Raw genomic sequence first — 24,240 nt, 5'->3', positions numbered from 1 at the left:
AGAAGCCCTGCCATTCTCTCCGAATAGCGCACCGTCTCGGTGTCGACCGACTTCGCTGTTGAGTAATAATGATGGTCGTCCGGTAAACTGTCGTGCGACAGGATGTGAACCCGTGCACCCGCCGGAAACGGAAATTATTTCCGCGTAGTGGCCATTTCCAGTTCCGAACGCCTTGATGAGATACCGGCGACCCCGTCGCTTGGGTCACTTGTATTTGCATCAATTTGCGCTCGGAGTGCTCGGTCTTAGGCCACGCAAAGCGGGCAAAACGCTATGGACAGCCGCAACAGGAAAAACAGGCCATTCGGATTTGATGAAGATTGGACCCGCGGCAATCATATGGCTGACATTTGTGATAAAAAGATCAAAACATCCAGCCCCCCAGAGCGCCACCGCCTTGAGTTTATGTCCCCTATGGGTTACATAAACTCATGTTCACGATTAGGCGCACCCGTGATTATGCGGACTGGATCAAAACGCTAAAAGACTTTCGTGCTCAAGCTCGAATTGCCGACCGCATTGACCGTCTCGCTGCGGGAAATCCTGGGGATGTAAAGCCAGTCGGCGAAGGCGTGAGCGAACTCCGCATTAATTATGGGCCTGGTTATCGTGTCTATTTTGTCCGGGACGGGTCGGTCGTTTATGTTCTTCTTTGCGGTGGCGACAAGGGTACCCAGGACAAAGACATTCGATTAGCTAAAAAACTAGCACAGCAATTAAAGGAGTAATCGCATGCCACTTGAGACATTTGAGTACGACTCCGCCGAATTCCTTGAGAGTGAGGAAGCGATCGCTGAATATCTTTTAGCTGCTAGCGAAGATGGAGACGCAAACCATATCGCTCGCGCTCTTGGTGTTGTCGCGCGCGCGCGCGGCATGTCGGATCTCTCTCGGAATACCGGACTTACACGACCTGCTCTCTACCGAGCATTAAGTGGCGATGGCAACCCAGAGTTTGGGACGATTGCGAAGGTAGCTGACGCCCTTGGTTACAGGCTAAATCTTGTTTTGAAATCCAGCAGCGGTTCGAACGCCGCGGCGAAGTGAACGGCACATTCGAACGTTTTCTAAACGCTTTTTGGGCTCGAGACAGACCGAGGTAGCCGATTTCTCATGGTTTAAGCTCTTGAAAAGAACCGAACCGGCGACTGGGTTGGTCATACGGCTTAATTGTATGAAAATACGTCAGTGGCGCCGCAACACTGAAATGTCGGGATTTTGCAAAGTCAAAATGACCAACCTCTTCTACTTGCCTCTTCAACACGCGACCCTTGCTCCAGCAATTTAGCCCCCGGCTGGAGCGGCTGGGCCGAATTGTGAGGGTAGGAAGGGGCGGCGGGTCATTTGCCCCTTTGGCTTTAACTTCCTCGATTCACGGCAGGGCAGTCTGCTTTGCTCCGATACTGTTAAAAACTCCAGCAGGCAGCATTTCGTTCGGGCTCACTGAAACAATATTGCGCATATCGAGCTCCGCCAACACGTCAAACGCAAAGTGGTTTCACCTCTCCCGCACCGTCAGAAAACTATACCTGACGATCCGGGCAAGGCGCGCCCTTTCCGATGCTCAGGGGAGTTTCTCAACAGTATCCTCCCTCAGCAGACATCATCGAAACAGGGCCATCCAATTTTCTTCAGTGCTTTTGGAATAAAAGCGCCTTGAGTTCCGTATACTAAATCATGGACCCGAAGAACCGACCGTTTGACGTTATTGGACAGCGATCGAGCTTGCAGCGTTTTGCTCGTTCACTCGTGCGGAACTCCAACGATGCAGACGACCTCGTACAGGACGCGCTTGTCAAAGCATACGAACGGCAACGCTCTTTCAAAAGCGATGGAAACCTGCGTCACTGGCTCCTGTCCATCCTGCACAACACGCATGTCGACCGCTACCGATCAGCCTTGGCACGACAGCGCTCTATTCCAACGGGTGCGAAGGTATAGCTGCCACGCCCTTGATTTCCACAAGAAGACCGGGATGGGCAAGTTCAGAGACGCCGATGCAAGTCCAAGCGCATGTTCCGCGGGGGAAAATCCGGTCCTTTACCTTGCGAAACGTATGCATGTGCTGCTGTAACCCGACATGGTATGTAGTCAATTCGACAACATCTTCGAAACTGCCACCTGCCGCCGACAAAACGGTAGCTAAGTTTTCCCAACACGCTTCGAATTGCTTCTCTGGGTCGTTGATGACATTCATGTTGGCATCGCGTCCAACCTGGCCCGCGCAGAAAAGGAGGTTTTCGACGCGTACTGCAGGGACATAGCCTGCCCGCTCCACAATGGCCTTCATTGCCAGCGGCACGATAATTTCGCGATTCACTAATGATCCTTTCTTCGTCTGCATAGGCTAAACCAAATTAGCGAAGTGAGCGCACTGATGCGGGGCGGTCATTGTGTTGACCGCCTTACCCGGAATTAGATTGAGACGATCAGGCAGGGCTCTTTGCCAATAACAAGCGACCGCCTAGCAAAATCAAAGCCGTTCCGGAGATGGTTTTGATCCTTTTGGCGATGTGCGGGCGATTGAGAAAACCGGTGACGCTGCCGATAAGGAGGACAACTACGCCGTAGAAACCTAGAGCGATCAAGGCATGTGTGAGTGCAAGCGCGGCGCCATTTACAAGCACGTCCTGTTGGTGGCCCTCCAAGAATTGGGGGAAGACCGCAACGTAAAAGATCGCCGGTTTCGGATTGAGGAAGTTGCTGAGATATCCGCGAACGAAGGCTTTCGGAGCTGTCAGGCTCGTTGGAACCCGGCTTGGAATTATGACAGATGCATCCAGACCGCGCAGCGACAAGAGAGATTTAATCCCCAGCCAGATGAGATAGGCTGCGCCCAACAGTTTCATCACTGTGAACAAGATTGCCGAAGCTGCGATCACCGCCCCCACTCCAACAAGTGCCAACGTGGCATGAGAAACGATGGCTGCGGCGAACCCGAATACCATCCCGAAGCCGGTCAGCTTCGTGTTACTCGGCGAATTGGCTAGGAGCAAAGCAAGGTTGGGTCCCGGTGTCACCACGATCATGGTAACGATAGAGATGAATATGAAGTACTGATGCAGAGGGATGGACATGGCAACGACCTTGCGGTTTGGGCACAATTAGAGCGTACTGAATCCGGCCGTTTTCCGGCCTTGATCATACGAAGGAATTCGGGTCGAGACAAAGTTATCGGGCACGGTGCTCCCGGGCAACAGATATGCAGACCACCGTTTCAACGAGGCTGAAAAGTTGAGACATTCTACAATCATCGGAGTGCGCTCCTGCTGTACCTTCCATGGCGATCTGCATTGAAGGCCCGCGACGACATCAGGCTTTAAAGCGCGATGTTGGATCGCGGGAACCCCTCTGATGACAACGTTTGTCCTTGGTGCAGCGATCACGTCACTGCCAAGGCACGAGTTCAAACTCGCAAACGCTGCAGCTAGTGAATTTGCAGAGTTACCGCGGTCCTTTTCTGTCAGTCGACAGCTTCCGCGGCCTCCTCGATCACCTTCGCAACTGCAGCCGCCTGCGAGATATAAATAGCGTGACTACCGTCGATCTCCGTCACCGTTGAACCGGCACGCTTGTACATCCAGCGCTCAAGGTCCGGATTGATCGTCATGTCGTCTTTCGCAACAATCCCGTAGCTGGGCTTGTCGTGCCAGGCGGCAACAGGCACCAGCGCACCAGTGGCAGCAACGGCAACAGGCATCTGAGACCGGGCCATGAACTCACCCAGATCCTTGGGCAGATCCGCCCCGAAATCCGCAGCGAACTTTGCCGGGTCGATGAGCAGGAAGCCGTCCTTTGTCGGCTTGATATCGTTGGTGGGTGACGGCATCGATTGGAGCAGTTCTGCGGTGCTTTCGCCCTTTTCTGGCTGCAGTGCCGCAACATAGACAAGTGCCTTGACCTTGGCATCATCACCTGCCGCCGTGATGATCGTGCCCCCATAGCTGTGGCCGACGAGAACGACGTCCCCGTCCTGCTGATCAATCACGCTCTTCGTGGCTGCAACGTCCTCATCCAGGCTTGTCAGTGGCTGCTGGACAATGCTGACATTGTAGCCGTCGCGGGCCAGGATGTCATAGACGCTGCGCCAGCCCGAACCATCCACGAGCGCGCCATGAACAAGCACGATGTTGCGCGCATCCGCTAAGGCTGGGGGTGTTACGGCAACGGAAGACAAAAGCGCGGCAATGAGGCCAACGGCCACTTTACTGAAGTTCGACATGGTCGGTAGTTCCTTGAGTTTTGTGCTTGGATTAACTGAGGCTTTGAAATCGCCTGAAGGACATGTCTCTCCTCTATCCAAGGAGAGACGGTCGTGATCGCTTGCGCTTACTGCTTGACGACAATTGGCGCCTTGATCGGCACCCGTTCATAGAGGTCGATAATGTCCTGGTTGAGCAGGCGCACACAGCCGGACGAAACGGCCTTGCCAATCGAACGCCATTGCGGATTGCCGTGCAGACGATAGAGCGTGTCCCGGCCGCCGGCGAAGATGTAGAGCGCTCGCGCACCGAGCGGATTTTTCAGGCCCTGCTCCATGCCGCCGTTCTCGATCGAGTATTTGGCGAGCTCCGGCTGACGCGCGACCATTTCGTTCGGCGGTTTCCAACGCGGCCATTTCTGACGCCACTGAATGACGCCGTTGCCCTGCCAGGCAAAGCCGTCGCGCCCAATGCCGACCCCATAGCGCATTGCGGTTCCTCCCGGCTGAATCAGATAGAGGAAGCGCGAGGGGGTATCGACAACGATCGTTCCGGGCGCTTCGCCAGTCGGGTCGAGGACCTGCTGACGATAGTAGCGCGGATCGATCTGCTTGTAGGGAACCGCCGGGATCAGAAAGCCGCCATCCTCGGTAGGACCGTACATGACGGCCAATTCGGAATCTGTCGGTGCAGGTGCGATGTGGACAGGGCCGATCGGATCCTTGAGAGGCGTCGACTGTCGCCCCACCATCCGGCCCGTGCCAGCGGTGGAGGCGCACCCTGCCAGGGCCGAGCCCGCAGCGATCGCCGAAAGCGACAGGAGGCTGCGGCGGGATAACGAGGTATCAAAGCTCACGCTCAATCCTCGTCCTGCCACCTGCGCAGATCCGTCTGGTCATGATAGGCCATGCGATCAGGCGTAGTGATAAACTCAATCATCGTTCCCCACGGCGTGCGGCAATAGCAGACCTTGTTTCCAGGACCTTGTTCGGTTGCGTAGGGAATAGCGCGTGGCGCCGTAAGGGCTGTTCCGCCGGCTTTCTCAAAGCGCTCAACCGATGCGTCGATGTCGTGGGTATAGACACCAAAATGCGTAATGCCGAAGTCGCTCGGTGTAACCGCCTGCGCTTGTTTGGGGCCGTACATTTCGAAGAGCTCAATATCTGGCCCGGTACCGATCTTGACCATCGCCTGCGCGCGCACGACCGTTCCGGGGTAAGCACCAGTGGCCCGCTCGAACTCGGGTCCCTGCCTGGCCGGATCCTGCGGCCCGAACGATTGGTAGATCACCTGGCCGCCAAAAGCTCCCACCAGGAACGATTTTGCTGCCTCGATATCGGGCACTGTGATGCCGATGTGATTGACGCCGCGAATTTGAGGTGCAGTCATGACAGTTTTCCTTTCTCGTTGAATCGATGAACGCGATCGGGCTCAATGTGCCCGGATCGCAGAGTTCACTTGGCCTTGAGGAAATCGATGAGAGCAGCGGCCACTTCACCCGGGCGCTCGTCCGCCACATAGTGACTACAGCGGGCAATCGAGCCGCCCGTAACATCTGTGGCGAACTCACTGAGCATCGGGACCATATGAGCACCGAAACGCTGCTCCCCGCCGAGACCTAAAACCGGAATCCGGAGCGGTCGCTTCTTGTATTCCAGCGCGGCCGCATGGTCGGCGGTCAGTGTGCGATACCATTCCAATCCACCGCGCGTGCGACCAGGGAGGGCCATGCCTTTCGCATAGATGTCGATGTCTTCAGGATTAAAGGTGCTGTGATCGTAAAACCGCTCCGCCATGAAGGCCGAAACATAGTCATATTCGCGGCCATAAATCAGGCGTTCCGGCAGATCCCGATTAGCATGGAACGCGAAGTGCCAGATCTTTGCCGTCGTCGCCTCCCACTGGCTCCAGCCAGGAAGCGGAACATCGAGGACAGCAAGGTGAGTAACCGAATCTCGATAGATTGCGGCCTGCGGCAATGCGACCATTCCGCCAATGTCATGGCCACACACGGCATAGCGATTATGTCCAAGGGCGAGCATTACTTCGTGCGCATCGCGCGCCATCGTCGCCTTGTCATAGCCGTCAAGCGGGCAGTCAGAAAAACCCGCACCGCGCAGATCAATCGCCACCACGCTAAAATGTTCGACCAGCAGCGGCATGACGTGGTGCCATTCCCACCAGGTTTCCGGCCAACCGTGAAGCAGAAGGATCGGCGGGCCGGAGCCCCCCGTGACGGCATTGATCTTGATGCCATTGACCGGCACCAGCTGCTGGGCAAACCCTTCCAATGTTGGGATCATAACTCTTTCCCGTCGATGTTGATGTTAAAGAGAGCTAACGATCAGCTCAGGGCTGATCGAAATCGGTCGCGATCGAGATGTCGCGCCAGGTGTCGATATCACGGCGAAACGAAACCAACTTCCGCTCAGCGATCGAATGCGCGACCGGGCCGAGCGGCAGATGAAGCGGAGCGTCATCCGCATCGACCGCCTTCAGGATCGCTGCAACCGCCTTGTCGGGATCGCCTGCCTGCTTGCCGTTATTGGTTTCGCGATAATGCCTGCGCGAACTTGCGGCATATTCCGGCATCTCCTTGGCCGCCATCGTGATCGAACGTCCAAGGAAGTCGGTCCGAAATGGCCCAGGCTCGACGATCAGCACTCGGATGCCGAACGGCTTCAGCTCGCCGGAGAGTGCTTCGGAAACCCCTTCAACCGCAAACTTGGCTGCATTGTAATATGCTGCGCCGCCACTGCCCGCGATCCCTGCGCCAGAAGACATGTTGACGATCACTCCGCCCGAACGTCGCAGTGCAGGCAAGGCTGCCCTGGTGGTTTCGATAAGACCGAAAACGTTCACCTCGAACATCGGTCGATATTCTTCGGGCGTGCCCTCCTCGAGCGCCCCAAACAGTCCGTAGCCGGCATTGTTCACCAGCACGTCAAAACCCCCAAATGTCTCGACGGCCTTTGCGACCGCGGTATTGGCCTCCGCCGCATCTGTCACGTCGAGCGGCAAGGTGATCATACGGCCGTCGAATGGCCGAGCCATTTCTTCGATCGAGTTGACGTTTCGGGCAGTAGCGACAACCTGATCGCCCCGCTGTGCTGCAGCGATCGCGAGCCGTTGTCCAAAGCCGCTCGAGCAGCCTGTGATGAACCAAGCTCTCATGACGTTTCTCCGCTTGTTTTCGAAATTTGACTTGAATCTATATGTTTAGATTTGTACTTGAAGTGACAGTTTTGTATCTTCAATGTTCATTTTTGTAAGGGCTTGGCCGTGGAATGGAGCGACGTAAAGATCTTCCTTGCGATTGCGCGATCCGGAACGCTCGGCGGCGCTGCACGTGCTCTTCATACAAGCCATCCCACCGTCGGCAGACGGCTGCGTGCCCTTGAGGAGGCGATCGGCCACACGCTCTTCCAGCGGACCGCGGACGGTCTCGTGCTGACCGAGGAGGGCCATGGGATCATCGCCCTGGCCGAGCAGATGGAAGAAGGCGCGCTTGCCATGGAGCGCCGGCTCGCCGGGCAGGAGCAAAATCTCAAAGGCAATCTGCGCATCTCATCAGCAGACTGGTTCGGGGCTTATGTCCTGCCTCCCATTTTGGCAGATTTCTCGAATGCCTACCCCAATGTAGACGTCGAAATCCTGACCGGCACTCGCCTGTTCAACCTCGCCCAAAGGGAGGCCGACGTCGCCTTTCGCATCGTTCCGTTCGGCACTGCAGATGTCATTCAACGGCGGCTCTTCAGGCTCGAATACGACGTCTACATCGCCGAGGAGTCGCCTGACCCTAAATATGGCGACGGGACAGGTTTCCGGCTGATCACCCACGATACTTCGACAGGGCAATTCCCCGACATAGCCTGGCTCACCGAGAGTTTCCCGAACGCGAGACCCGTGCTGCGATCAAACAACCGAAACGTCCAGGCACGAATGTGCAAGCAGGGCGTTGGGATCGCCGTCCTGCCCCGCGTCGTGGGCAATCAGATCCCGGGTATCCGCAGACTGGAACTACCTAAGCCGCCGCCGGCGCGAGACATCTGGATGGGATATCACCGGGACCTGCGACGTCTTCAGCGTCTTCGGGCGTTTATCGCGACCGTCTCGGACCACCTCACAAATACCGCTGCATGGTAAGCCGCCCGAAGAAGATCAATTTTCCCCGCCGATCCACGGCTGCGGTAGCACAGGCGCGACAGACAACTTACTTCTTGGCCGCAATCTCCCTATGCCGCTCCACCACAGCACCCACGATCATTGTCATCAGCCCTTCGACAAAGTGCCCACTGAGGCCAACATCACTAGCGATGCTCATCAGTCGATCCAATTGGCGTCGCTCTCGCTCATTATCGATTGCCGGCAACGCCTGCTTAGCTTTCAAGTGGCCGACTTGCTCGGTACAGCGAAAGCGTTCGGCCAGGATATAGAGGAGAGCTGAATCCAGGTTGTCGATGGTCCTGCGATAGGAAGCAAGTTGCCCTGCCGCATCATCTGTCATCATTTGAATATCTTCCAAGCGGTTTCATTGGCGCGAGGTAGCGCTTACGAGATGGGTTGCGTACTGCGACGCGACAGGGCGATCGACAGCCAAATTGCCGAAACCAGAAAGTAGAATGCCCCGACGCCAGCGTAGCCCGCAACCGTTGAGATAGAAGGTTCCTGCGGCATTTGCGCTTGAAAGATGAAGAGTGCGCCGACCAAAGAGGATTGGCCACCGCTCAAAATCATCGCCCACTGACCTCCACTCGTTCTCCAACGCCGCACGGCAGTTCCAAGCTGCAACAGCCCCGAAAAAATCGCCCATAGACCGAAAGCGCCGAGAACCCAGTTCATGTTCATTGTCAACGCCAGGATCACGGCTATCGTCATAACCGAGCTCGCTGCGACGTTGATCGCTTGACTCCGGTTGGCGGCAAGACCACCGCTCCTTGCGGCGTCGATAACGTTCGCGATTGCATCCCAAGCGGGATAGATGATCAGCAGTGCGGCAGCCACCGCAAAGGAATGCTGTCCGGCAGTCAACGCAGCCGCAACCCACAGCACTGAGAAGGCCGCTCTGGTAAAGTAATACTGCTTGAGCCACTGGTCGTTGCCGCGCGGGGCACGGGAGGTCTGGTTGTTCGACATTGTTTTCTTCCACTTTCTGAACTGGTTGATTGATGGTTCGCGCCAGCGTCGTCAGATGAAGACGACATGCTTGCCGAAGAGGGTGTTCTCGTCCCATTCAGTACGGCCGATCCGATCGCTTTCGCCGGAGAGTTTCCCGGCTGACCTCTCGGAACTATCGAGGTCATGCGAGCCGCCTTGAGAGGAAACCTTTACCCCGCCGCCGTGGGAACCCTTGATGCGCATGCTTTTCTCGAAGGCATCGCTGATCGCCTCTCGGCGCCTCGCCGCCCATCGGCCGTCAGGATCCGAGAGGATCGAACTGGTTTGGTTGATTTCGACCTGTCGTGAAGGTGCAATTGATGAAATCGGCATCACTTTCTGGACTTTGCGTCGGCTCATGGATTGTTTTCCTGTGGTTCGCCATTTGTTGGCCTTAGATGCCGGCGTACCATTCGTAGCCGCGATCTTCCCAATAGCCGCCGTTCCCGCCCCACAGGCCGGCGAAGCTGTCGACCAGTTCGATGCGCATGATGTACTTGGCCTGTTTGTACCCCAGTTGCCGCTCGACCCTGAGACGCAAGGGCGCGCCGTGACCGACGCTAAGGTCCTCGCCGTTCATCTCGTAGGCGAGGATGGTTTGCGGATGAACCGCGTCGATGAGATCGATGCTCTCGTAATAGCGGCCGCTTCCGTCGAGCGTCTTTTCGAGTTCGTCGGCACAATGCAGGACGACATATCGCGCCGTCGTCTTGACGCCGGTAAGGCGCAACAGATGGGCGAGCGGAACGCCTCTCCACTTGGCGATGGCGCTCCAGCCTTCGACGCAGTCATGGCGGGTGATCTGGGTGCGGGAAGGAAGCGCCTTCAGATCTATGAGCGAAATCTCTCGAGGCCGATCAACAAGACCGTCGATCTTCAGTCGCCAGTTCGTGAAGTGACCTTCCAACAGTTCCGCATATTCATCGCTGTCGGGAGCACTCGTTCCATTGACACGGAAGGAGGGGGAAATGTCCTTTTCGTCAAACTCGCGCGCCAGTGAATCGCGCCCCTGAAGCAGTCTCTGGGCTTTCATGGTCAGATGCTCAGCTGAGCGAAGGACTTTTGCGACGTCTGCGTTCTGGTCCAAGAGGTCGCAACCCGAGAGAGTAAGGGCGCTGGCCCCGAGCGTGCCGCCGATGAGAAAGCGGCGTCGGGTGAAAAGCTTGCTCATGATTTCGGGCCTTTCTCCTGGATCGCATAGCGTCCGGTGATCATCGAGCGGATGTTGTTCCAGGTCCCGGACGGGAGCACCATTGCCACGTGCACGATGACGAAGATGACAAGCGCCGACGCTGTGATGAAATGGATCGTGCGCGCGGACTGGCGTCCGCCGAAAATATCGACAAGGGACGGCAGAGCGGCATCGACGCCCGGCGACATTGTCAAACCTGTCAGCACCATCAGCGGCAGCAGAACGACAATGACCGCCAGATAGGTGAGCTTTTGAAGCGCATTGTAGTGTTTGGCCTCCTCCCCTTCCGGAAAGCGGAGCCGAGCGTGGTCGAGGATTTCGCGGCCGAGGTGGCGCGGCGAGATCTCATGGGGCTTTGGCGCGAGGTCTTTGCGGAAATGTCCGCTCAGCACGCTGAAGCCGAGATAGACAATGCCGTTGATCACAAACAGCCAGGCGAAGAAGAAATGCCAGCGACGTCCGGCCGCAAGATCCTGGAATGAAGGGATGGTTGCCCAGGAGGGAAAAGCGCGTGAGACTTGTTCGCCGTCAGCCTGAGAAACGCCAAGCACGCCCGTCGTGGGGATCTCCAGTCCGGCAATACGAACGAAACCGCGCGGCTGACCACCGCCATCATCTGAGCCGATTGTCAGGATGGCGGGGTCGCCGTTCGCGCCATAATGACCCCAATAAAGCTCCGGGTGGGCATTGAAGATCTGAAGCCCGCTCAAAAGAAGGAAGCCCAGGCAAAGCACGTTCAGCCAGTGCGTAAGCCGAGTCACAACGGAGTGGCGGCGGATAAAGATCGTCCGAGGGTATTGAACATTGTCATTGGAAGCGTCTGCGCTCATCTCAGCGTCTTTCATCTGTGCATTAGCGGCTGCACACCAAGCAGCGTCGATCTGTAGTCACTGGCCGAAGCAGTAAGGCGGCTGCTCCGGCCAGTGACGGCGTGGTCTTCACATGGGTGAAACCACGCCATTCTTGCCGACGACCACCTGATGGGCGATAGGGCCTGTTGCAGTGTTTTCGGCGGTGATGAACACAACGGCGCCAGGAACGAGATCATCCTTGGTGGCCGCGGCGATGGTCACGACCGGTGTCCCATCCGGAATGGCGATCTTTTTTTCCTTGCCATGACAGGTCACGGTGACAGTGCGGCCATCGACACCTTTAACGGCATCCGCGACCGTCGCATTGGTCATGCTGCTGTCGGGCTTCAGATCCCAACCGTAGCTCCCCTCGCCTGTGCCTTTCATTGCCGGCGGGAAAATGAGGACCTCAAGCGCACCATCACCGCCGTCGGCCTTTGGCAATGATGCGATACCCACAAAATCGCCCGGCTTGATGTCGGTGACCTTTGCGTTGGCAACGCTGGCGACTTTCCAGTCGTTGGCAAGGGCGACGTCGACGATCTCACCTTCGCGGGTCTTCACTTTGAGCGTTGACGCCTGGTAGTCGACGATGCTGCCGCGGACATGGATCGGCGCGGCTTTCTTATCTTCGGCAGATGCGGGTGCTGAAAGGACAGTTACAGAAAGGATGCTGGTCAGCCCGAGGGCCAAGGCTGGGAAAGTATTTCTCATTTTTATCTTCCTACTAGTTGGTAGTTTCGATGGACGCGATTGACCCGAGTAGCGTTGCCACGCAGGATTAGTGAGACACCGTCGGCGTGAGACGATTGAGGGCAGGTTCGAGTATCATTGAGAACACTTCCGGCTTCCCATTGGCTCTCGCCGAAAGCATTGCCCCGTAGACGGTTGCCAGAAATGTTTCGGCTTCAACATGCGGCGCACTGGTAAGGGTCAGTTCGCCCTGCTTGGAACCGCGCTCCATGACCGAAGCCAGCCACGAGGAGATGAAGCGAAAAAAGTTCGTCACCTCGGTTGCGACTTCCGTGGGGAGGGATGGCAGTTCACTGGCAAGCATAGCACAGACACAGTAGGGTCTGCTGGCATCCTCAATGCATGCAGCCCAGTGGTTTGCATAAGCCTTGAGGATGTCCAGAGCATTCGGAACCTTCTGCTCAAGGACTGCCACGCTCGTCTGGCCATCCTCCCGATAACGCTTGACCAGCTCACGCACCAGATCGACCTTGCTGGGAAAATGATGATGAATGCTTGCTTTGCGGATACCGACAATCTCCGAGATATCGGCGTAGCTGAAGCCATTGTAGCCGCCGCTTATCAGAAGGTTTCGGGTGGACGCCAGAATGTGGTCCGAAGTGGTCGAAAGATTGCTCATGCAGCCTGTCTACCTTCTAGTAGGCAGATCGTCAACAACAAATTTTGGGTTTGCGTCAGCCGTCCGTGGAGACAGTCACGCCCTTCCAAGCTTCGATTTCCTGGGTCAGGCGTTCGATCCGCGCCGTTACATGTTTAAGCGCATCGCTGCCAAGGAGAAGTTGCGGCGGGGGATTGTCAGATTCGATGAGGGCCAGCACCGCGTCGGCGAGCTTTTGCGGATTTCCAAGCTGCTTGCCGCTCACTGCCTGACGCGCCTCGCGGATCGGATCAAACAGGGTATCATAGTCAGCAATGGAACGCTCTGTGCGGACCATGGAACGGCCTGCCCAGTCCGTCCGAAACGAGCCGGGGCAAAGGGTTGTTACGTGCACACCGAACGGCGCCATTTCCAAACGCATGACCTCTGAAATACCCTGCAACGCGAACTTGCTGCCGCAGTAATAGGCGATGCCGGGCATGGTGATCATGCCGCCCATCGACGTGACGTTGACGATAAAGCCGCTTCGGCGCTCACGGAACCTTGGGAGAAACGCCTTGGCGACTGCAACGGCGCCAAACACGTTCACGTCGAACTGGCGGCGCATCTCCTCGATCGGCGATTCCTCAAGCACACCCTCGTGCCCATATCCGGCATTGTTGATCAGCACATCGACCGGGCCATGCTCTTCCTCCGCTTGCTGCACCGCGACCGGAATACGATCAAAATCGGTGACGTCGCAGAGGACCGGGCGCAGTTCCGGGAGGGTCTTTGCCAGCGCTTCGCGCGAGGATTCGGAGCGGACGGTCCCGATGACGGTATGACCGGCTTCGATTGCAGCAGTGGCTATCGCCAGCCCAAAACCCGAGTTCGCCCCTGTTATGAAAAACGTTTTGCTCGACATTTCTGAAACTCCTTGATTACCCGTTGATGTGACAGATAATCTGGAGACAACGCGGGTTCGATTGCAAATCCTCTTAGATTTTTGCCAATTCCTATGAACGGTAAAATGCCGCCCTCTACACATGACCAGTCTGCCGCCTTGGCCGGACAACTCGCTCCTCGTCTTGGCTACAACCAGACCAGGCTCGGTTGCATCCGTGTCCTACGCACGGAAGCAGTGCTGAATGACATTCCGGTTCTTTATAAGCCGGGCGCCGTGTTCGTATTGCAGGGGAGCAAACACGGCATTCTGGACGGGGAAATCTACCTCTACGACGAGCACCACTATCTTGCCATTTCGGTGCCCGTTCCCTTTAGGATGACATCTACAGCCAGTGCACGGCGGCCACTGCTCGCGGTCTATTTAGAGTTCGATATGCAGATGGCGGCCGAGATCGCCACGCAGCTCGAAAAACTCGCCGGTCCTGCAAGCGTCAAGCCAAAAGGGCTCTTCTCGAGCAGGATGGATAGCAGTATCGAAGACGTTCTGCTGCGCTTGCTGACGGTGCTCGGCAGTCCGGTTGAGGTCGCCGTCCTTGGCGGCTCCATCCTGCGTGAGTTGCATTACCGGGTCATGTCAGGGCCGCAAGGCGGCGCAGTGATCGCCGCCCTGCAGCGGAAAGGGACGTCGGGAAAACTGGTCGGGAGCCTGGCATGGCTGCGCAAAAACTACGGCGCTGAAATCACCGTCGCGGACCTCGCCAGAGCGGTGGGCATGAGCGTTCCTTCCTACCATGTCCATTTCAAGGAGCTGACAGGCTCAAGTCCGATGCAATACGTGAAGGCGATGCGGCTCCATGAAGCGAGACTGATGATCGCCCGCCAGACTGGAACAATTGCAGAGGTGGCGGCGTCAGTGGGCTATGTCAGCCCGGCGCAATTCAGCCGCGACTTCAGACGGCATTTCGGGCGTACCGCATCGGAAGAAGCGAAGTGGGTCCGGCATCACCTGGGCGAACAGGTTTGACCATTGCCCCTCACCGTTCTCACGATCGATCGACCGTCAGAACACAACATGTCATTGTAAAGCAGCTTGAAGGGCGGCTTTGCAATGAATGAGGGTCGTGTCGAAGACGGGAACGCCTACGTTATCCTGGTTTAACAGCATACCCACCTCGGTACAGCCGAGGATAAGACAGTCGCAGCCTTTGTCGACCAGACGCTGTGCAATCCGTTCATAGGTCAAGCGGCTCTCCTCGCGAACGATGTCGCGGCACAGCTCTTCATAGATAATACGATGGGTTTCTGTTCGATCATCAGCTTCAGGGATCGTTGGCGACAGCCCCTGAGCGATGAGACGGTCGGTGTAGAAGGTCTGCTCCATGGTGAAGGCGGTTGCCATCAAACCCGGCCTCCGGAAACCGCGGTCGAGGATAGCGGTTGCAGTTGCGTCCGCGATGTGCACAAACGGGATCGACACCCCGCCCACGATCTTGTCCGCCACCTTGTGCATGGTGTTTGTCGCAAGGATGAGGAGGTCGGCGCCGCCGCGCTCCAGCGCGATAGCATGTTCATTGAGGATTCGGCCCGCCGCTTCCCAATCGGAGGAGGCCTGCAACTTTTCGATTTCGTCGAAGTCGACAGACCGTATGAGAAGCTCGGGAGAATGAAGTCCTCCCAGGCTCTCGCGGGTAAGCCTGCAGAGTTCTCGGTAATAAATCTGGGTTGACGTCGCGGACATTCCGCCAAGTATGCCGATGGTCTTCAAATGTTTCTCCATGTTCATACGTTAGGTCTGTTACCGCTCAACGGGCGCTTGCGCAGAAACCAGGCCACCCATATTTGCTACCTTGGTACGATTGCAACTCAGGAAAACCACCACCAACGGAGTGGAGAAATTCCTGGATGATGGCCGCCGCCCGCTTCGCCAAATTTACGCGCACAGTGCAGCGGAGGGAACTCCGCAGTCCATGCGCGCCGAAATTCCGCGTTACACCTACAGGACAGAGCGGCGAGGCACCGCCTCGTATCAATGCTCAGGCACTGATGCCGCCATCGACGAGAATGCCTGAGCCGGTGATGTAGGCTGCACCGGGCCCCGCAAGAAAGGCGACCGCCTCAGCGACTTCTCTGGTTTTACCATATCGAGCAATCGACAGGTTTGGCAGAATAGCGGCTGCAAGCGCGCCATCGGCAGGGTTCATGTCAGTATCAATCGGACCTGGTCGAACCAGATTGACGGTAATTTCCCGAGAGCCCAGCTCACGTGCGAGACCGCGCGTGAAGCTTTCCAGCGCAGACTTGGTCGCGGCATAGACCGCGATCCCCGCGAACGGCACAGCCAGACCCGCATTGCTGCCGGTACTGATGATGCGACCTCCGTTGGGGATGTATTTCAGCGCTGCCTGGGTGATCAGAAAGACGCCGCGAACATTGACGTTCAGCTGAAGATCAATCTCCTCAAGTGGCTGCGTGGAGAAATCACTTGCGAAAAGGACACCGGCATTATTGACCAGAATATCAAGGCCGCCGAGCTCAGCGACAGTTTGTTCGACGGTAGCCATCGCGGCTGCTATGCTCGCGGCATCGGCATGGATGGCGATCGCATTTCGACCCATGGCGCGGATCTTGGCAACGAGAGCTTCCGCTTTCTCGACCGACTTCTCATAGGTGATCGCAACGTCGGCACCATCCTCGGCCAGTTTTAGCGCAATTGCCGCACCGATACCGCGTGCCGCACCGGTGACCAGCGCGCGCTTGCCGGAAAGAGGTAGTGTGGAGATGTTGTTCATGGAGAGTACCTCTGAATGTCTCTGTTTTGCTCGGGAGTTTCACGCCGTTTCAGCGCGATCGGCTGGTAATGCGCTGCTATGGGGCCGCTCATCGACGCAACGGTTGGGGCGATGTCAGGCTGACGGAAAGCCATCCCGCGATGAGAAGACAAATGGCAATTGCAACCGCTGCAACGCTGTATGCTCGGCCAATGGATTGAACGTCTGTGGCCGACCCCAAGATCGAGAAGAACAATCCGCCAACGATTGCGGCTGCCAACGCACCGCCAATCTGAAACATCGAATTGACCAGACCAGAGGCCAATCCTGACTGCGTTCGGTCCACCCTTTGCACGATGCTCTTCACCAGGTTTGGAAGGGCGATCCCCTGCCCCGCTCCGATAAGAAAAAGCGCAGCAAAGAGGAATTGCGGAAGGCCATTCGAAATCAAGGCCGCCGTTCCAAACAACCCTGCAGCTTGCAGCACCATGCCGGCGCCGGCGGAAAATCTTCCGAAGACGCGGAGGATGCGCTCACTTGCAAAAGGACCAAGGACGAAACCGACGGCCGCAGGAAGGATCGCCAGCCCGGCCTCGAAAGGCGTCAGACCAAGGCCACCCTGCTGATAGACCGAGAATATCAGCCAGAAGGCCGCAAGGGCGTAGAAGAACAAGGCAGCCAGCAGCCCGCGCAGTAGTCCACGGTTTTGCAGCAGGCTAGGTGCAAGAATCGGATCTTTCCCCGTCGACTCCAGGTGTTTCTCATGTCGCCAGAACAGGAGGAAAAACGGGAGGGACGTGGCAAGCATCAGGATTAGCCAGATCGGCCACCCCTGCTCCCGCCCCTCGATCAGCGGCGCAATCAGCGCAGATAGCGCAATCGCGATCAACAATGCTCCGCCAAGATCCAGTTTGCTTGGGCGCTCAGATCGGGTTTCCCGCAACATGATGAAGGCGGACGGCGCAGCGACCGCGATAACCGGCAGGTTGATGAGGAAGATGGCTCTCCATCCAAGACCAAGGATATCAAGCGCAATCAACGCACCACCGAGAAACAGACCAACCATCGACGCCACCCCGAATGTCAGGGCATAAAAGCTGAGGGCTTTTGATTTTTCGTGGTCTGGGAAAATCGCATTGATGGAAGCCAAGGCTTGCGGTGCCATAATTGCCGCTGCAAACCCCTGAAGGATACGGCCGGCGACCAACGCGGCTGGAGACCAGGCAAACCCGCATAAGGCAGATGCGGCTGCAAACCCGACCATTCCAGCCAGAAAGACATTTCGTCGACCATAGAGATCTCCAAGCCTGCCCCCAGTGATCAGCATCACAGCATAGGTGGTGGCGTAACCGGAGATAATCAGCTGCATCGTTGACGCAGAGGCCCTGAAATCCTCCCGGATCGAGGGCAGCGCCACATTGACGATGAAGAAGTCGAGCGGTGGCAAAAAGGCGCCGGTCAAAAGGATGACCAGTGCCATCCATCGACGTGGATCGAGTTTGTCATCGGGATTGCTGGTGTCTCTCATAAGTGTCTCCACATCGACCAAAAAATCGATCGACGGTTTGCAATGTTAAGCATTTGGAACTATTTGGTTCCAAATTTGGTTCAGCCAAGTGCCTTCAGTGCCAGTGCGACCATGGCCCTCGTCTCAGCGCGATCCGCTCCTGCCTTGGCCAGGACCCGCATGCCCTGAATCTGACACACGAGGAACCTGGCGAGCGTTCGTTCATCCAGCCCTGGATCGATTTCGCCCAAGGCCTGGGCCCTTATGATCGCCGCCGCATAAAGATCTTGCAACCGTCTGAACAGCCGGGAAATACGTGGTGCGACCTCTTTATCCTCTGGCAGCATTTCAACAGCTGCAAAGACGACAAAGCATCCACGCAGACCTTCCGTTCCCGATGCTTGATCCACTTGTTGAGAAAAAGCGTCTCGAATTGCGGCTTTGGGCGACGGATTGGAATGCAGCGTTTCACCGACCGAGCGAACGGCGTCCTCGATGTAAGCGTCGAGGGCACGCAGATAGACGCCTCGCTTGTCGACAAAAGCCTTATAAAAGCTGCCCCTGGAAAGCTCCATGCCCTCAAGCAGGTCGGGAAGTGATGCATCGTGATATCCACGATCCCAAAATACCTGCATTGCTTTTCGAACTGCTTCATCGAGTTCAAATTCTCGAGGGCGACCAACGGACGCGGATATTTGAGTGCGCTTGACCATGGAGTCAATATGGAACCATTCAGTCCATAATACAAGCGATATTTTCGGAATGTTGCGCCAAGCGTTCGGCACCCAAGTTAGTTATAGACGCCGATCGACGGGATAATCCCGAGAGAATTCCCTGACCGCCATCAAAATCGGCATAAGCCCGTGGCCTGCTGAACTCAGCGAGTATTCGACTCGAGGAGGCTGCTCTTGAAAGTCGTGTCGGCTTATGAGGCAGTCATTTTCCAGTTCCCTGAGATGTTGCGTTAGCATCTTCTGGGATATCCCAGGTATGTCTCTCATGAACTGCGATGCCCGCAATGATGGTTCGGCGAACAATCGGAAAAGGATCGGCAGTTTCCAACGTCCTGTGATCATCCGAAGCACCCTACTGACATGAGAGACAGATCCGTCGGCTCCGAGGCATGTCGCCCTGTCCTCGACAGGCACTTTAAAGTGCGTAATTGCCTGTTTCATCAACGAACCTCATATCTGCAGGAGACGATAACACGGATGAAATATCATGGACTTACAACTCCAAAACAAGGTTGCACTGGTCACGGGAAGTAGTAAGGGGATTGGCGAGGGCGTGGCCAGAGGCCTTGCAAAGGAAGGGGCAACGATCCTTGTCCACGGTCGCGACAGAATGAAAACAGAGGAGGTCGCGCATGATATCATATCCTCTGGAGGTCATGCTTTCGCGGTATTCGGCGATCTGACAGTGCCGGATCAGGTCGATCGTCTGGTTCGTGATTCAAAGGCTGCAGCAGGCTCGATCGACATCCTGGTCAACAATGCCGGCGGATCTGCCCCGGCGGAGGATTGGACCTCGACAAGCTCTGAAACGTGGGCCGCTGTCTATGACAGGAACGTGCTCGCATCTGTGAGGATCATCTCGCTCGTTCTGCCCGCAATGAAAGCGTCGCGGTGGGGTCGGATCATAAACATCTCAAGCCTGACGGCCCTGATGCCGCCTGCAAGTCGACCGGACTACTCTGCCGCCAAAGCAGCCATGATCGCGATGACGGCGTCGCTCGCAAAAGACGTTGCTGCACACGGCATCACCGCAAACACCGTTTCGCCTGGAACGGTGCATAGCATCAGTTTGGATACCGCATTCCGTAAGAAAGCCATTGAGAGGGGGATGGCCATTGACGCCCCCTGGAATGACATAGAGAGAGAAATCCTGCCAATGTTTGCTCACGTGCCCCTTGGAAGGGTCGGAACCCTCGAGGAGATTGCGGATGCGATTGCGTTTCTCTCGAGCCCCCTTGCCGGCTATATCACAGGAGCAAACCTCCGACTTGACGGAGGAATGTGGCCAGGGATGTAGCAGGACAACAGAGGGGCTGCGCCAAACCTGTGTGGGTTCCCCGCCTCAGTTCCAGTTTGCCATGACGAACCGGTGGATCTCCGCTTCGAGTTCCTGGTCTTCCGGTGTCCCACCCATGAAGCCACCATGGGGCATGGCTTCAAAGACGTGCAATTCTGTTTCCACGCCAGCTTTTCGCAAGGCTCGATGCATCCTCACCGTGTTCGATAGGAACAGGTCACGCGTGCCGGTCTGCAAAAATGTCGGCGGAAGGCCCGCCAAATCGCCGAAGAGCGGCGATAAATAGGGATTGGAAAGATCAGCACCACCGGCGTAGAGCAGGTTGTTTGATCTGAGCGGGCGCGGCAGAACGAGATCAATCATCTGGTTTGTTTGGAAACTGTCCCCCGATTCGGTGAGGTCAACCTGTGGCGAGAGCAAGACTAATCTGCCGGGCATTGGCATGCCTTCATCTCTCGCCCGCAGCAGCATGGCGGTCGCCAGATTGCCGCCTGCCGATCGACCCAAGATGACCACCTTGTCGGGGGAATGACCAGTCAAGACATGGCGATACGTCGCCAAGCAGTCATCAAGAGCGGCCGGATATGGATGCTCAGGCGGCATCCGGTAATCGACGCCGTAGCATCGAACGACATGCTGGTGCGCCTGGCGACGCGCACTGACGCGGCAGGCCTCACCGCCTCCGAACACCAATGCGCCGCCATGCAGGTCGATCAGTGCGCTACGAGCATCAAATTGCCCGTGCGGCGTCGCGACATGGATCGTTGCTTGTTCGACTACAATTGTCTCGACTGTGGACTGCAAACTCCCGGCAAGATCTTTTGCCGCGGCGGCGTAATGCGCATCTACTGCGGCTTTTATATTAATCCAGCCGGAAAAGTCCTCCGGAGAGGGCATTTCATACTGCGCATTGATGGGACTGCCGTCCTTGTCGACCAGACGCGACAGTGACGCTTGCGCTTCGACGCTGATGGACTGTGGGGGGTGAATTGTCCGTGAAGGGATGGCTGCGCTGCCTTTGAAATCGCTCATTTCTTGCTCTGTCATTGGTCGAATATCGACATGTCTGTGTTTCGGCATGGAATATTGACGGTTCTGGCGGGGTGGGATGCGGACGAAACTTGGACCACCAGGAGGTAGTTCATGTATTCTTATTCCGACAGACCTCGATCCTAAACCGAAAAATGGCGTCCTAGCCCCTCAACCCCTACAACAATGTGGAGTAGCAATCGCCACCCGATCACGGCTAGAATATCCGTTCAGAAGAATCGATGGTTAGGCTATGAAAACGGATATCGGACATCTTCCGCAGACGAAGCAGCGCGAACTGGAAAGGGTCGTCCGGATCATCCACGAAGAGTTCGCCGGCATTGTCGAGCGCTCGAAGTCCGAAGCCAAGAAAGATGGGCGGATTTATAAAATCATCCTGTTCGGTTCATATGCCCGTGGCACCTGGGTGGACGAGCCGCACACGTCTAAAGGCTATCGATCAGATTTCGACATCCTCGTCATCGTCAGCAACAAGGAACTGGCCGATCCCAAATACTGGGACAAAGCCATTGACCGGCTGATGTGGGACAAGGAGATCGAAACACCCGTTGGTCTTATCATGCATGGTGCCCGCGAGATCAGCAACTTCTTGCATGATGGCCAAGCCTTCTTCGTTGATCTCGCCCGGGAAGGCATAGTTCTCTACGAATTCGATGACCGACCGCTCGCCGAGCCCAAGCCTCTCAGCCCTGCCGATGCCCTAAGAGTGGCGGAGGAGCATTTTGGAAAGCAATTCAGCAGTGCGAGCTACTTCCTTCAGTTAGCACGGTACGCAATAGCGGATGATCAACCAAATCACGCAGCTTTCATACTTCACCAAGCGGTGGAAACTGCCTACTCCTGTTATCTGTTGACGCTCACCAACTACACCCCCGCATCGCACAATCTCAAATTTCTGCGCGGACTTTCGGAGGATCGCGACCGCCGTTTGGTCGACATATGGCCGAGGGACCATCAGCGGTTTACCGCATGGTACAACATTCTCAATGAGGCCTACGTCAAAGCCCGCTATTCGAAGCGTTTCGAAATTTCCGAAGAGGCACTCGCCTGGCTTCAGGACCGAACGGCAGAACTTCACGCCCTGATCGAGGCGCTCTGCCGCGAGCACATAAACAAACTGCAGCAGGTAGCGAAGTCATGACGGCGGTGATGCAACGGGTGCCGGGTAGCACAACCGCCTGGTTTTGTTTCGCTCTTGATGGGATTATAATCCGCGACCCGTTATTGATGGGCCCCAGTTTGCGCACCCCACATGCATTTGGAAGGCAGAGGGTAACCGATTGTGAGCGGCAACCATTCCGCCCCCTCTTTATTATTCTCTTGGGTAGAAATATCGTGGCGGCCAGCTTTTTGAGATTTACGCAAATGTCGGGCAACGCGCCACATCGTCATCACTACGTTCCACGCATGGTGCAACGAAACTTCAAAAATGAGAGTGGAGGCCTGTACTTTTGGCGCCGGGGTATGAACAATGGCTACGTTCGGATCACAAAGCCATCAAACCTCTTCGTTGAGGATCACCTATATACGATTATCGACAAAAACGGTGCGCGCGACCATTCAATTGAGCATTGGTTCGGTCGACTGGAGACCCTCGCGGCGCCCTTTATCCAGGAGTTCCTAAACATAGTTCGCCATGGCTTGACGCCGATCATGAATCGGACCCACTGGGACCTATGGCACACCTACGTCTACCATGCTCAGAAACGCACCGTGGCTTGGCACAAGCGCTTTCTTAAACCAGAGGACTTGCTGGCCGTAATAAAAGAGATCGCTTCAGAACAGCAGTGGCTTGAGCACATCAAAGCCTGGGAAACTGACCCAAAGAATACTCTGCGTGAGATGAACAACGCCCGCATCGCTGCGCAGGCTGATCCGATGCCTGACGAAATGATGGAAGAGTTCAGAAACCTGGGATTGGTCATCTACGTAGCACCACCTAAAACATCGTTCATTCTCGGTGACGATATGAGCGGTGATGCATTGATTAGTTCACGTGGCGAGATGACGGGCGCACGTAGGGTGCAGTTCATGCCAATCGCGCCTGACGTGGCAGTCGGCTACTGCGATACTCGGGGTGTGCACACAGACCACCTAACGGCCATGGATGTTAGGCGCATGAACGAAGCCATGGCCAAGCAGGCATATCTTATCGCTGGACGCTCGAAGGCGCAGATCGATTCATTATCACGGATTCCCTGTGATCCGCCCGACATAATGAAGGACTGGCTCGAGAGTAGAAATTGCCCCTCGCCAGCGTCTTCGCTTTAATGGGATATTGTGCGACGACCCGGTAGTTGAATGCTTATGGGATCCGTCAGGTGATCCATTTTTGAAACTAGGAAGTCCAGTCTTCCACTCGTAATCCGGGTACGCGATCAAATTCACGACGATTATTGGTAACCATAACCAATCCGCGCGAGCGCGCGTGCCCCGCAATCAACTGATCATATGGACCGATCGGAGTGCCACTGCGCGCCAGTTCGGCCCGCAATTGACCCGTATGGCTTGCTGCTAATTCATCGTATGGCAGCACCTCGAGGCGCGCCGCGAAGCCCTCCACAACAGAAAGGTTCTTTTCTGGACTGGCTGACTTTTCCGCTCCGTAAATCAATTCCATTAGGCTGACCGAGCTGATGCAAAGCTGATCATGTGAGCGATTGAACGCGTCGCGCACTTCCTGATGTCGATTCTTGATCGTAAAAATACAGATGTTGGTATCCAGCATATACTTTAGCATTAGAATGCCTCGCGCTCCTGCGGAGCTGCCTGGTCACGCTCAATCATAAAGTCGGATGTCACCTCCGCCCCTTCAAACCAACTGTCCCAGATCTCACCGGCTGGTGCGATGATGCGAGTGCGTCCCACCGCAACGATATCGACACGCTTTACGTCATCGGGCAATGCGACCGCCTTTGGCAAACGTATTGCCTGGCTCCGATTGCTCTGGAATACTGCACCTTGCTCCATCTACATCCCTCCGGATTGCATCAATAACTGCGTAGCCTATATAGTTCTTTGCTTGGGATATGTCAATGGGATATACATTATGGGCCTGCTTAGGCACATGCGATCAGCATTGCAACCAGTCGTCTTCGCCTTGAACGGAATCGAACCGTAAGTGTTGGTTTCCATGCGGAACTGAGCCGGCGGGGATGCGGATAAAAACTTGGACTGATTTAGACGCTAAGGCCAAGACTTCTGCGATACTCGATGGGACTGAGTGATCCCAATGATAATTTGATG

Annotated in this window: 30 protein-coding genes and 1 pseudogene; 8 read left to right on the top strand and 23 right to left on the bottom strand. The window is 56.2% G+C overall.

Annotation, left to right across the window (positions count from 1 at the left end):
* Window positions 1-431: 431 nt before the first annotated feature.
* The 3 genes and pseudogenes from FB593_RS24680 to FB593_RS24670 form a co-directional block, all read left to right on the top strand.
* Window positions 432-728 (top strand): type II toxin-antitoxin system RelE/ParE family toxin, encoded by a 297-nt coding sequence (locus FB593_RS24680; protein ID WP_003519134.1) that lies wholly within the window; start codon window positions 432-434, stop codon window positions 726-728.
* Window positions 729-732: 4 nt separating this feature from the next.
* Entirely contained in the window at window positions 733-1,047 is a 315-nt protein-coding gene (locus FB593_RS24675; RefSeq protein ID WP_003519136.1) for an addiction module antidote protein, read from the top strand.
* Between the two features lie 630 nt (window positions 1,048-1,677).
* Window positions 1,678-1,929: pseudogene (locus tag FB593_RS24670) on the top strand (sigma factor); the annotation flags it as partial.
* Here the strand turns inward: FB593_RS24670 and FB593_RS24665 are convergent.
* From FB593_RS24665 to FB593_RS24635, 7 genes are all read right to left on the bottom strand, one after another.
* The gene (locus FB593_RS24665) at window positions 1,916-2,344 is read right to left on the bottom strand and encodes a RidA family protein (protein WP_035253014.1); all 429 of its coding nucleotides are present in this window, start codon (window positions 2,342-2,344) and stop codon (window positions 1,916-1,918) included. The pseudogene FB593_RS24670 and the gene FB593_RS24665 sit on opposite strands and share 14 nt — an antisense overlap.
* Before the next feature lie 85 nt (window positions 2,345-2,429).
* Complete coding sequence (locus FB593_RS24660) at window positions 2,430-3,077, bottom strand: LysE family translocator (protein ID WP_145167170.1); 648 nt, start codon at window positions 3,075-3,077, stop codon at window positions 2,430-2,432.
* Window positions 3,078-3,463: 386 nt separating this feature from the next.
* Window positions 3,464-4,222 (bottom strand): alpha/beta fold hydrolase, encoded by a 759-nt coding sequence (locus FB593_RS24655; RefSeq protein WP_145167169.1) that lies wholly within the window; start codon window positions 4,220-4,222, stop codon window positions 3,464-3,466.
* A gap of 107 nt (window positions 4,223-4,329) precedes the next feature.
* A complete protein-coding gene (locus FB593_RS24650; protein WP_414896267.1) occupies window positions 4,330-5,064 on the bottom strand; it encodes a L,D-transpeptidase in 735 nt (244 codons plus the stop codon).
* The gene (locus FB593_RS24645; protein ID WP_003519145.1) at window positions 5,061-5,591 is read right to left on the bottom strand and encodes a VOC family protein; all 531 of its coding nucleotides are present in this window, start codon (window positions 5,589-5,591) and stop codon (window positions 5,061-5,063) included. Before FB593_RS24645 ends, FB593_RS24650 begins: the two co-directional genes overlap by 4 nt.
* Before the next feature lie 65 nt (window positions 5,592-5,656).
* A complete protein-coding gene (locus FB593_RS24640; protein WP_145167168.1) occupies window positions 5,657-6,505 on the bottom strand; it encodes an alpha/beta fold hydrolase in 849 nt (282 codons plus the stop codon).
* A gap of 46 nt (window positions 6,506-6,551) precedes the next feature.
* Complete coding sequence (locus FB593_RS24635; protein WP_145167167.1) at window positions 6,552-7,376, bottom strand: oxidoreductase; 825 nt, start codon at window positions 7,374-7,376, stop codon at window positions 6,552-6,554.
* Between the two features lie 108 nt (window positions 7,377-7,484).
* Between FB593_RS24635 and FB593_RS24630 the strand changes: the two genes are divergently transcribed.
* Window positions 7,485-8,348: a LysR family transcriptional regulator gene (locus FB593_RS24630; RefSeq protein ID WP_145167166.1), complete on the top strand. Its 864-nt coding sequence runs from the start codon at window positions 7,485-7,487 to the stop codon at window positions 8,346-8,348.
* Window positions 8,349-8,415: 67 nt separating this feature from the next.
* Here the strand turns inward: FB593_RS24630 and FB593_RS24625 are convergent, their stop codons facing one another.
* The 8 genes from FB593_RS24625 to FB593_RS24590 form a co-directional block, all read right to left on the bottom strand.
* Complete coding sequence (locus FB593_RS24625) at window positions 8,416-8,712, bottom strand: chorismate mutase (protein ID WP_111791012.1); 297 nt, start codon at window positions 8,710-8,712, stop codon at window positions 8,416-8,418.
* Between the two features lie 41 nt (window positions 8,713-8,753).
* Entirely contained in the window at window positions 8,754-9,338 is a 585-nt protein-coding gene (locus tag FB593_RS24620) for a DUF308 domain-containing protein (RefSeq protein WP_145167165.1), read from the bottom strand.
* A gap of 51 nt (window positions 9,339-9,389) precedes the next feature.
* Window positions 9,390-9,719 carry a hypothetical protein gene (locus FB593_RS24615; RefSeq protein ID WP_145167164.1) on the bottom strand — a complete coding sequence of 110 codons (330 nt, stop codon included), beginning with the start codon at window positions 9,717-9,719 and terminating at the stop codon, window positions 9,390-9,392.
* Window positions 9,720-9,753: 34 nt separating this feature from the next.
* The gene (locus tag FB593_RS24610; RefSeq protein ID WP_111802416.1) at window positions 9,754-10,530 is read right to left on the bottom strand and encodes a molybdopterin-binding protein; all 777 of its coding nucleotides are present in this window, start codon (window positions 10,528-10,530) and stop codon (window positions 9,754-9,756) included.
* Window positions 10,527-11,381: a cytochrome b/b6 domain-containing protein gene (locus tag FB593_RS24605; protein WP_145167163.1), complete on the bottom strand. Its 855-nt coding sequence runs from the start codon at window positions 11,379-11,381 to the stop codon at window positions 10,527-10,529. Before FB593_RS24605 ends, FB593_RS24610 begins: the two co-directional genes overlap by 4 nt.
* Before the next feature lie 108 nt (window positions 11,382-11,489).
* Entirely contained in the window at window positions 11,490-12,116 is a 627-nt protein-coding gene (locus FB593_RS24600) for a hypothetical protein (RefSeq protein WP_145167162.1), read from the bottom strand.
* Window positions 12,117-12,183: 67 nt separating this feature from the next.
* Window positions 12,184-12,774 (bottom strand): TetR/AcrR family transcriptional regulator, encoded by a 591-nt coding sequence (locus FB593_RS24595; RefSeq protein WP_145167161.1) that lies wholly within the window; start codon window positions 12,772-12,774, stop codon window positions 12,184-12,186.
* A 55-nt stretch (window positions 12,775-12,829) separates the two neighbouring features.
* The gene (locus FB593_RS24590; protein ID WP_111802412.1) at window positions 12,830-13,657 is read right to left on the bottom strand and encodes an oxidoreductase; all 828 of its coding nucleotides are present in this window, start codon (window positions 13,655-13,657) and stop codon (window positions 12,830-12,832) included.
* A gap of 93 nt (window positions 13,658-13,750) precedes the next feature.
* Here FB593_RS24590 and FB593_RS24585 point away from each other — a divergent pair, with 93 nt between their 5' ends.
* A complete protein-coding gene (locus tag FB593_RS24585; protein WP_111795965.1) occupies window positions 13,751-14,662 on the top strand; it encodes an AraC family transcriptional regulator in 912 nt (303 codons plus the stop codon).
* A 51-nt stretch (window positions 14,663-14,713) separates the two neighbouring features.
* Here the strand turns inward: FB593_RS24585 and FB593_RS24580 are convergent, their stop codons facing one another.
* The 5 genes from FB593_RS24580 to FB593_RS24560 form a co-directional block, all read right to left on the bottom strand.
* On the bottom strand, window positions 14,714-15,403 hold the full coding sequence (locus FB593_RS24580) for an aspartate/glutamate racemase family protein (RefSeq protein ID WP_111802020.1): 690 nt from the start codon (window positions 15,401-15,403) through the stop codon (window positions 14,714-14,716).
* A 268-nt stretch (window positions 15,404-15,671) separates the two neighbouring features.
* Window positions 15,672-16,427 (bottom strand): SDR family oxidoreductase, encoded by a 756-nt coding sequence (locus FB593_RS24575; protein WP_111791020.1) that lies wholly within the window; start codon window positions 16,425-16,427, stop codon window positions 15,672-15,674.
* Between the two features lie 88 nt (window positions 16,428-16,515).
* A complete protein-coding gene (locus FB593_RS24570) occupies window positions 16,516-17,934 on the bottom strand; it encodes an MFS transporter (RefSeq protein WP_112154508.1) in 1,419 nt (472 codons plus the stop codon).
* 80 nt (window positions 17,935-18,014) lie between these two features.
* Complete coding sequence (locus tag FB593_RS24565; RefSeq protein ID WP_111802018.1) at window positions 18,015-18,548, bottom strand: TetR/AcrR family transcriptional regulator; 534 nt, start codon at window positions 18,546-18,548, stop codon at window positions 18,015-18,017.
* A gap of 159 nt (window positions 18,549-18,707) precedes the next feature.
* The gene (locus FB593_RS24560; protein WP_145167160.1) at window positions 18,708-19,088 is read right to left on the bottom strand and encodes a winged helix-turn-helix transcriptional regulator; all 381 of its coding nucleotides are present in this window, start codon (window positions 19,086-19,088) and stop codon (window positions 18,708-18,710) included.
* Window positions 19,089-19,134: 46 nt separating this feature from the next.
* Here FB593_RS24560 and FB593_RS24555 point away from each other — a divergent pair, with 46 nt between their 5' ends.
* On the top strand, window positions 19,135-19,944 hold the full coding sequence (locus FB593_RS24555) for an SDR family NAD(P)-dependent oxidoreductase (protein ID WP_111802017.1): 810 nt from the start codon (window positions 19,135-19,137) through the stop codon (window positions 19,942-19,944).
* A 45-nt stretch (window positions 19,945-19,989) separates the two neighbouring features.
* Here FB593_RS24555 and FB593_RS24550 read toward each other — a convergent pair whose 3' ends face one another.
* The gene (locus tag FB593_RS24550; protein WP_244420546.1) at window positions 19,990-20,991 is read right to left on the bottom strand and encodes an alpha/beta hydrolase; all 1,002 of its coding nucleotides are present in this window, start codon (window positions 20,989-20,991) and stop codon (window positions 19,990-19,992) included.
* A gap of 235 nt (window positions 20,992-21,226) precedes the next feature.
* On the opposite strand from FB593_RS24550, the gene FB593_RS24545 reads away from it, so the two are divergent.
* Entirely contained in the window at window positions 21,227-22,135 is a 909-nt protein-coding gene (locus FB593_RS24545; RefSeq protein WP_003519386.1) for a nucleotidyltransferase and HEPN domain-containing protein, read from the top strand.
* Window positions 22,132-23,265, top strand: coding sequence for a DUF4238 domain-containing protein (locus FB593_RS24540; RefSeq protein WP_145167159.1), 1,134 nt, complete (start codon window positions 22,132-22,134; stop codon window positions 23,263-23,265). The genes FB593_RS24545 and FB593_RS24540 overlap by 4 nt, the downstream gene beginning before the upstream one ends.
* 67 nt (window positions 23,266-23,332) lie before the next feature.
* On the opposite strand, the gene vapC is transcribed toward FB593_RS24540, so the two are convergent.
* Together vapC and vapB are read right to left on the bottom strand one after the other, a co-directional pair.
* Window positions 23,333-23,734: a type II toxin-antitoxin system tRNA(fMet)-specific endonuclease VapC gene (gene vapC / locus FB593_RS24535; RefSeq protein WP_145167158.1), complete on the bottom strand. Its 402-nt coding sequence runs from the start codon at window positions 23,732-23,734 to the stop codon at window positions 23,333-23,335.
* Window positions 23,734-23,964 (bottom strand): type II toxin-antitoxin system VapB family antitoxin, encoded by a 231-nt coding sequence (gene vapB, locus FB593_RS24530; RefSeq protein ID WP_003519381.1) that lies wholly within the window; start codon window positions 23,962-23,964, stop codon window positions 23,734-23,736. The genes vapC and vapB overlap by 1 nt, the downstream gene beginning before the upstream one ends.
* Between the last annotated feature and the right edge of the window lie 276 nt (window positions 23,965-24,240).

Source organism: Rhizobium sp. SJZ105 (genome assembly GCF_007828365.1).
In the GTDB taxonomy this organism is placed as follows: domain Bacteria; phylum Pseudomonadota; class Alphaproteobacteria; order Rhizobiales; family Rhizobiaceae; genus Agrobacterium; species Agrobacterium tumefaciens.
The sequence above is the reverse complement of the archived record's forward strand: the minus strand, read 5'-3'. Positions and strand labels throughout refer to the sequence as shown.

Coding starts and splice junctions, on each gene's coding strand:
- FB593_RS24680 (WP_003519134.1), top strand. CDS start 432: ATGTTCACGATTAGGCGCACCCGTGATTATGCGGACTGGATCAAAACG.
- FB593_RS24675 (WP_003519136.1), top strand. CDS start 733: ATGCCACTTGAGACATTTGAGTACGACTCCGCCGAATTCCTTGAGAGT.
- FB593_RS24665 (WP_035253014.1), bottom strand. CDS start 2,344: ATGCAGACGAAGAAAGGATCATTAGTGAATCGCGAAATTATCGTGCCG.
- FB593_RS24660 (WP_145167170.1), bottom strand. CDS start 3,077: ATGTCCATCCCTCTGCATCAGTACTTCATATTCATCTCTATCGTTACC.
- FB593_RS24655 (WP_145167169.1), bottom strand. CDS start 4,222: ATGTCGAACTTCAGTAAAGTGGCCGTTGGCCTCATTGCCGCGCTTTTG.
- FB593_RS24645 (WP_003519145.1), bottom strand. CDS start 5,591: ATGACTGCACCTCAAATTCGCGGCGTCAATCACATCGGCATCACAGTG.
- FB593_RS24640 (WP_145167168.1), bottom strand. CDS start 6,505: ATGATCCCAACATTGGAAGGGTTTGCCCAGCAGCTGGTGCCGGTCAAT.
- FB593_RS24635 (WP_145167167.1), bottom strand. CDS start 7,376: ATGAGAGCTTGGTTCATCACAGGCTGCTCGAGCGGCTTTGGACAACGG.
- FB593_RS24625 (WP_111791012.1), bottom strand. CDS start 8,712: ATGATGACAGATGATGCGGCAGGGCAACTTGCTTCCTATCGCAGGACC.
- FB593_RS24620 (WP_145167165.1), bottom strand. CDS start 9,338: ATGTCGAACAACCAGACCTCCCGTGCCCCGCGCGGCAACGACCAGTGG.
- FB593_RS24615 (WP_145167164.1), bottom strand. CDS start 9,719: ATGAGCCGACGCAAAGTCCAGAAAGTGATGCCGATTTCATCAATTGCA.
- FB593_RS24610 (WP_111802416.1), bottom strand. CDS start 10,530: ATGAGCAAGCTTTTCACCCGACGCCGCTTTCTCATCGGCGGCACGCTC.
- FB593_RS24605 (WP_145167163.1), bottom strand. CDS start 11,381: ATGAGCGCAGACGCTTCCAATGACAATGTTCAATACCCTCGGACGATC.
- FB593_RS24600 (WP_145167162.1), bottom strand. CDS start 12,116: ATGAGAAATACTTTCCCAGCCTTGGCCCTCGGGCTGACCAGCATCCTT.
- FB593_RS24595 (WP_145167161.1), bottom strand. CDS start 12,774: ATGAGCAATCTTTCGACCACTTCGGACCACATTCTGGCGTCCACCCGA.
- FB593_RS24590 (WP_111802412.1), bottom strand. CDS start 13,657: ATGTCGAGCAAAACGTTTTTCATAACAGGGGCGAACTCGGGTTTTGGG.
- FB593_RS24585 (WP_111795965.1), top strand. CDS start 13,751: ATGAACGGTAAAATGCCGCCCTCTACACATGACCAGTCTGCCGCCTTG.
- FB593_RS24575 (WP_111791020.1), bottom strand. CDS start 16,427: ATGAACAACATCTCCACACTACCTCTTTCCGGCAAGCGCGCGCTGGTC.
- FB593_RS24570 (WP_112154508.1), bottom strand. CDS start 17,934: ATGAGAGACACCAGCAATCCCGATGACAAACTCGATCCACGTCGATGG.
- FB593_RS24565 (WP_111802018.1), bottom strand. CDS start 18,548: ATGCAGGTATTTTGGGATCGTGGATATCACGATGCATCACTTCCCGAC.
- FB593_RS24560 (WP_145167160.1), bottom strand. CDS start 19,088: ATGAAACAGGCAATTACGCACTTTAAAGTGCCTGTCGAGGACAGGGCG.
- FB593_RS24555 (WP_111802017.1), top strand. CDS start 19,135: ATGGACTTACAACTCCAAAACAAGGTTGCACTGGTCACGGGAAGTAGT.
- FB593_RS24550 (WP_244420546.1), bottom strand. CDS start 20,991: ATGACAGAGCAAGAAATGAGCGATTTCAAAGGCAGCGCAGCCATCCCT.
- FB593_RS24545 (WP_003519386.1), top strand. CDS start 21,227: ATGAAAACGGATATCGGACATCTTCCGCAGACGAAGCAGCGCGAACTG.
- FB593_RS24540 (WP_145167159.1), top strand. CDS start 22,132: ATGACGGCGGTGATGCAACGGGTGCCGGGTAGCACAACCGCCTGGTTT.
- vapC (WP_145167158.1), bottom strand. CDS start 23,734: ATGCTAAAGTATATGCTGGATACCAACATCTGTATTTTTACGATCAAG.
- vapB (WP_003519381.1), bottom strand. CDS start 23,964: ATGGAGCAAGGTGCAGTATTCCAGAGCAATCGGAGCCAGGCAATACGT.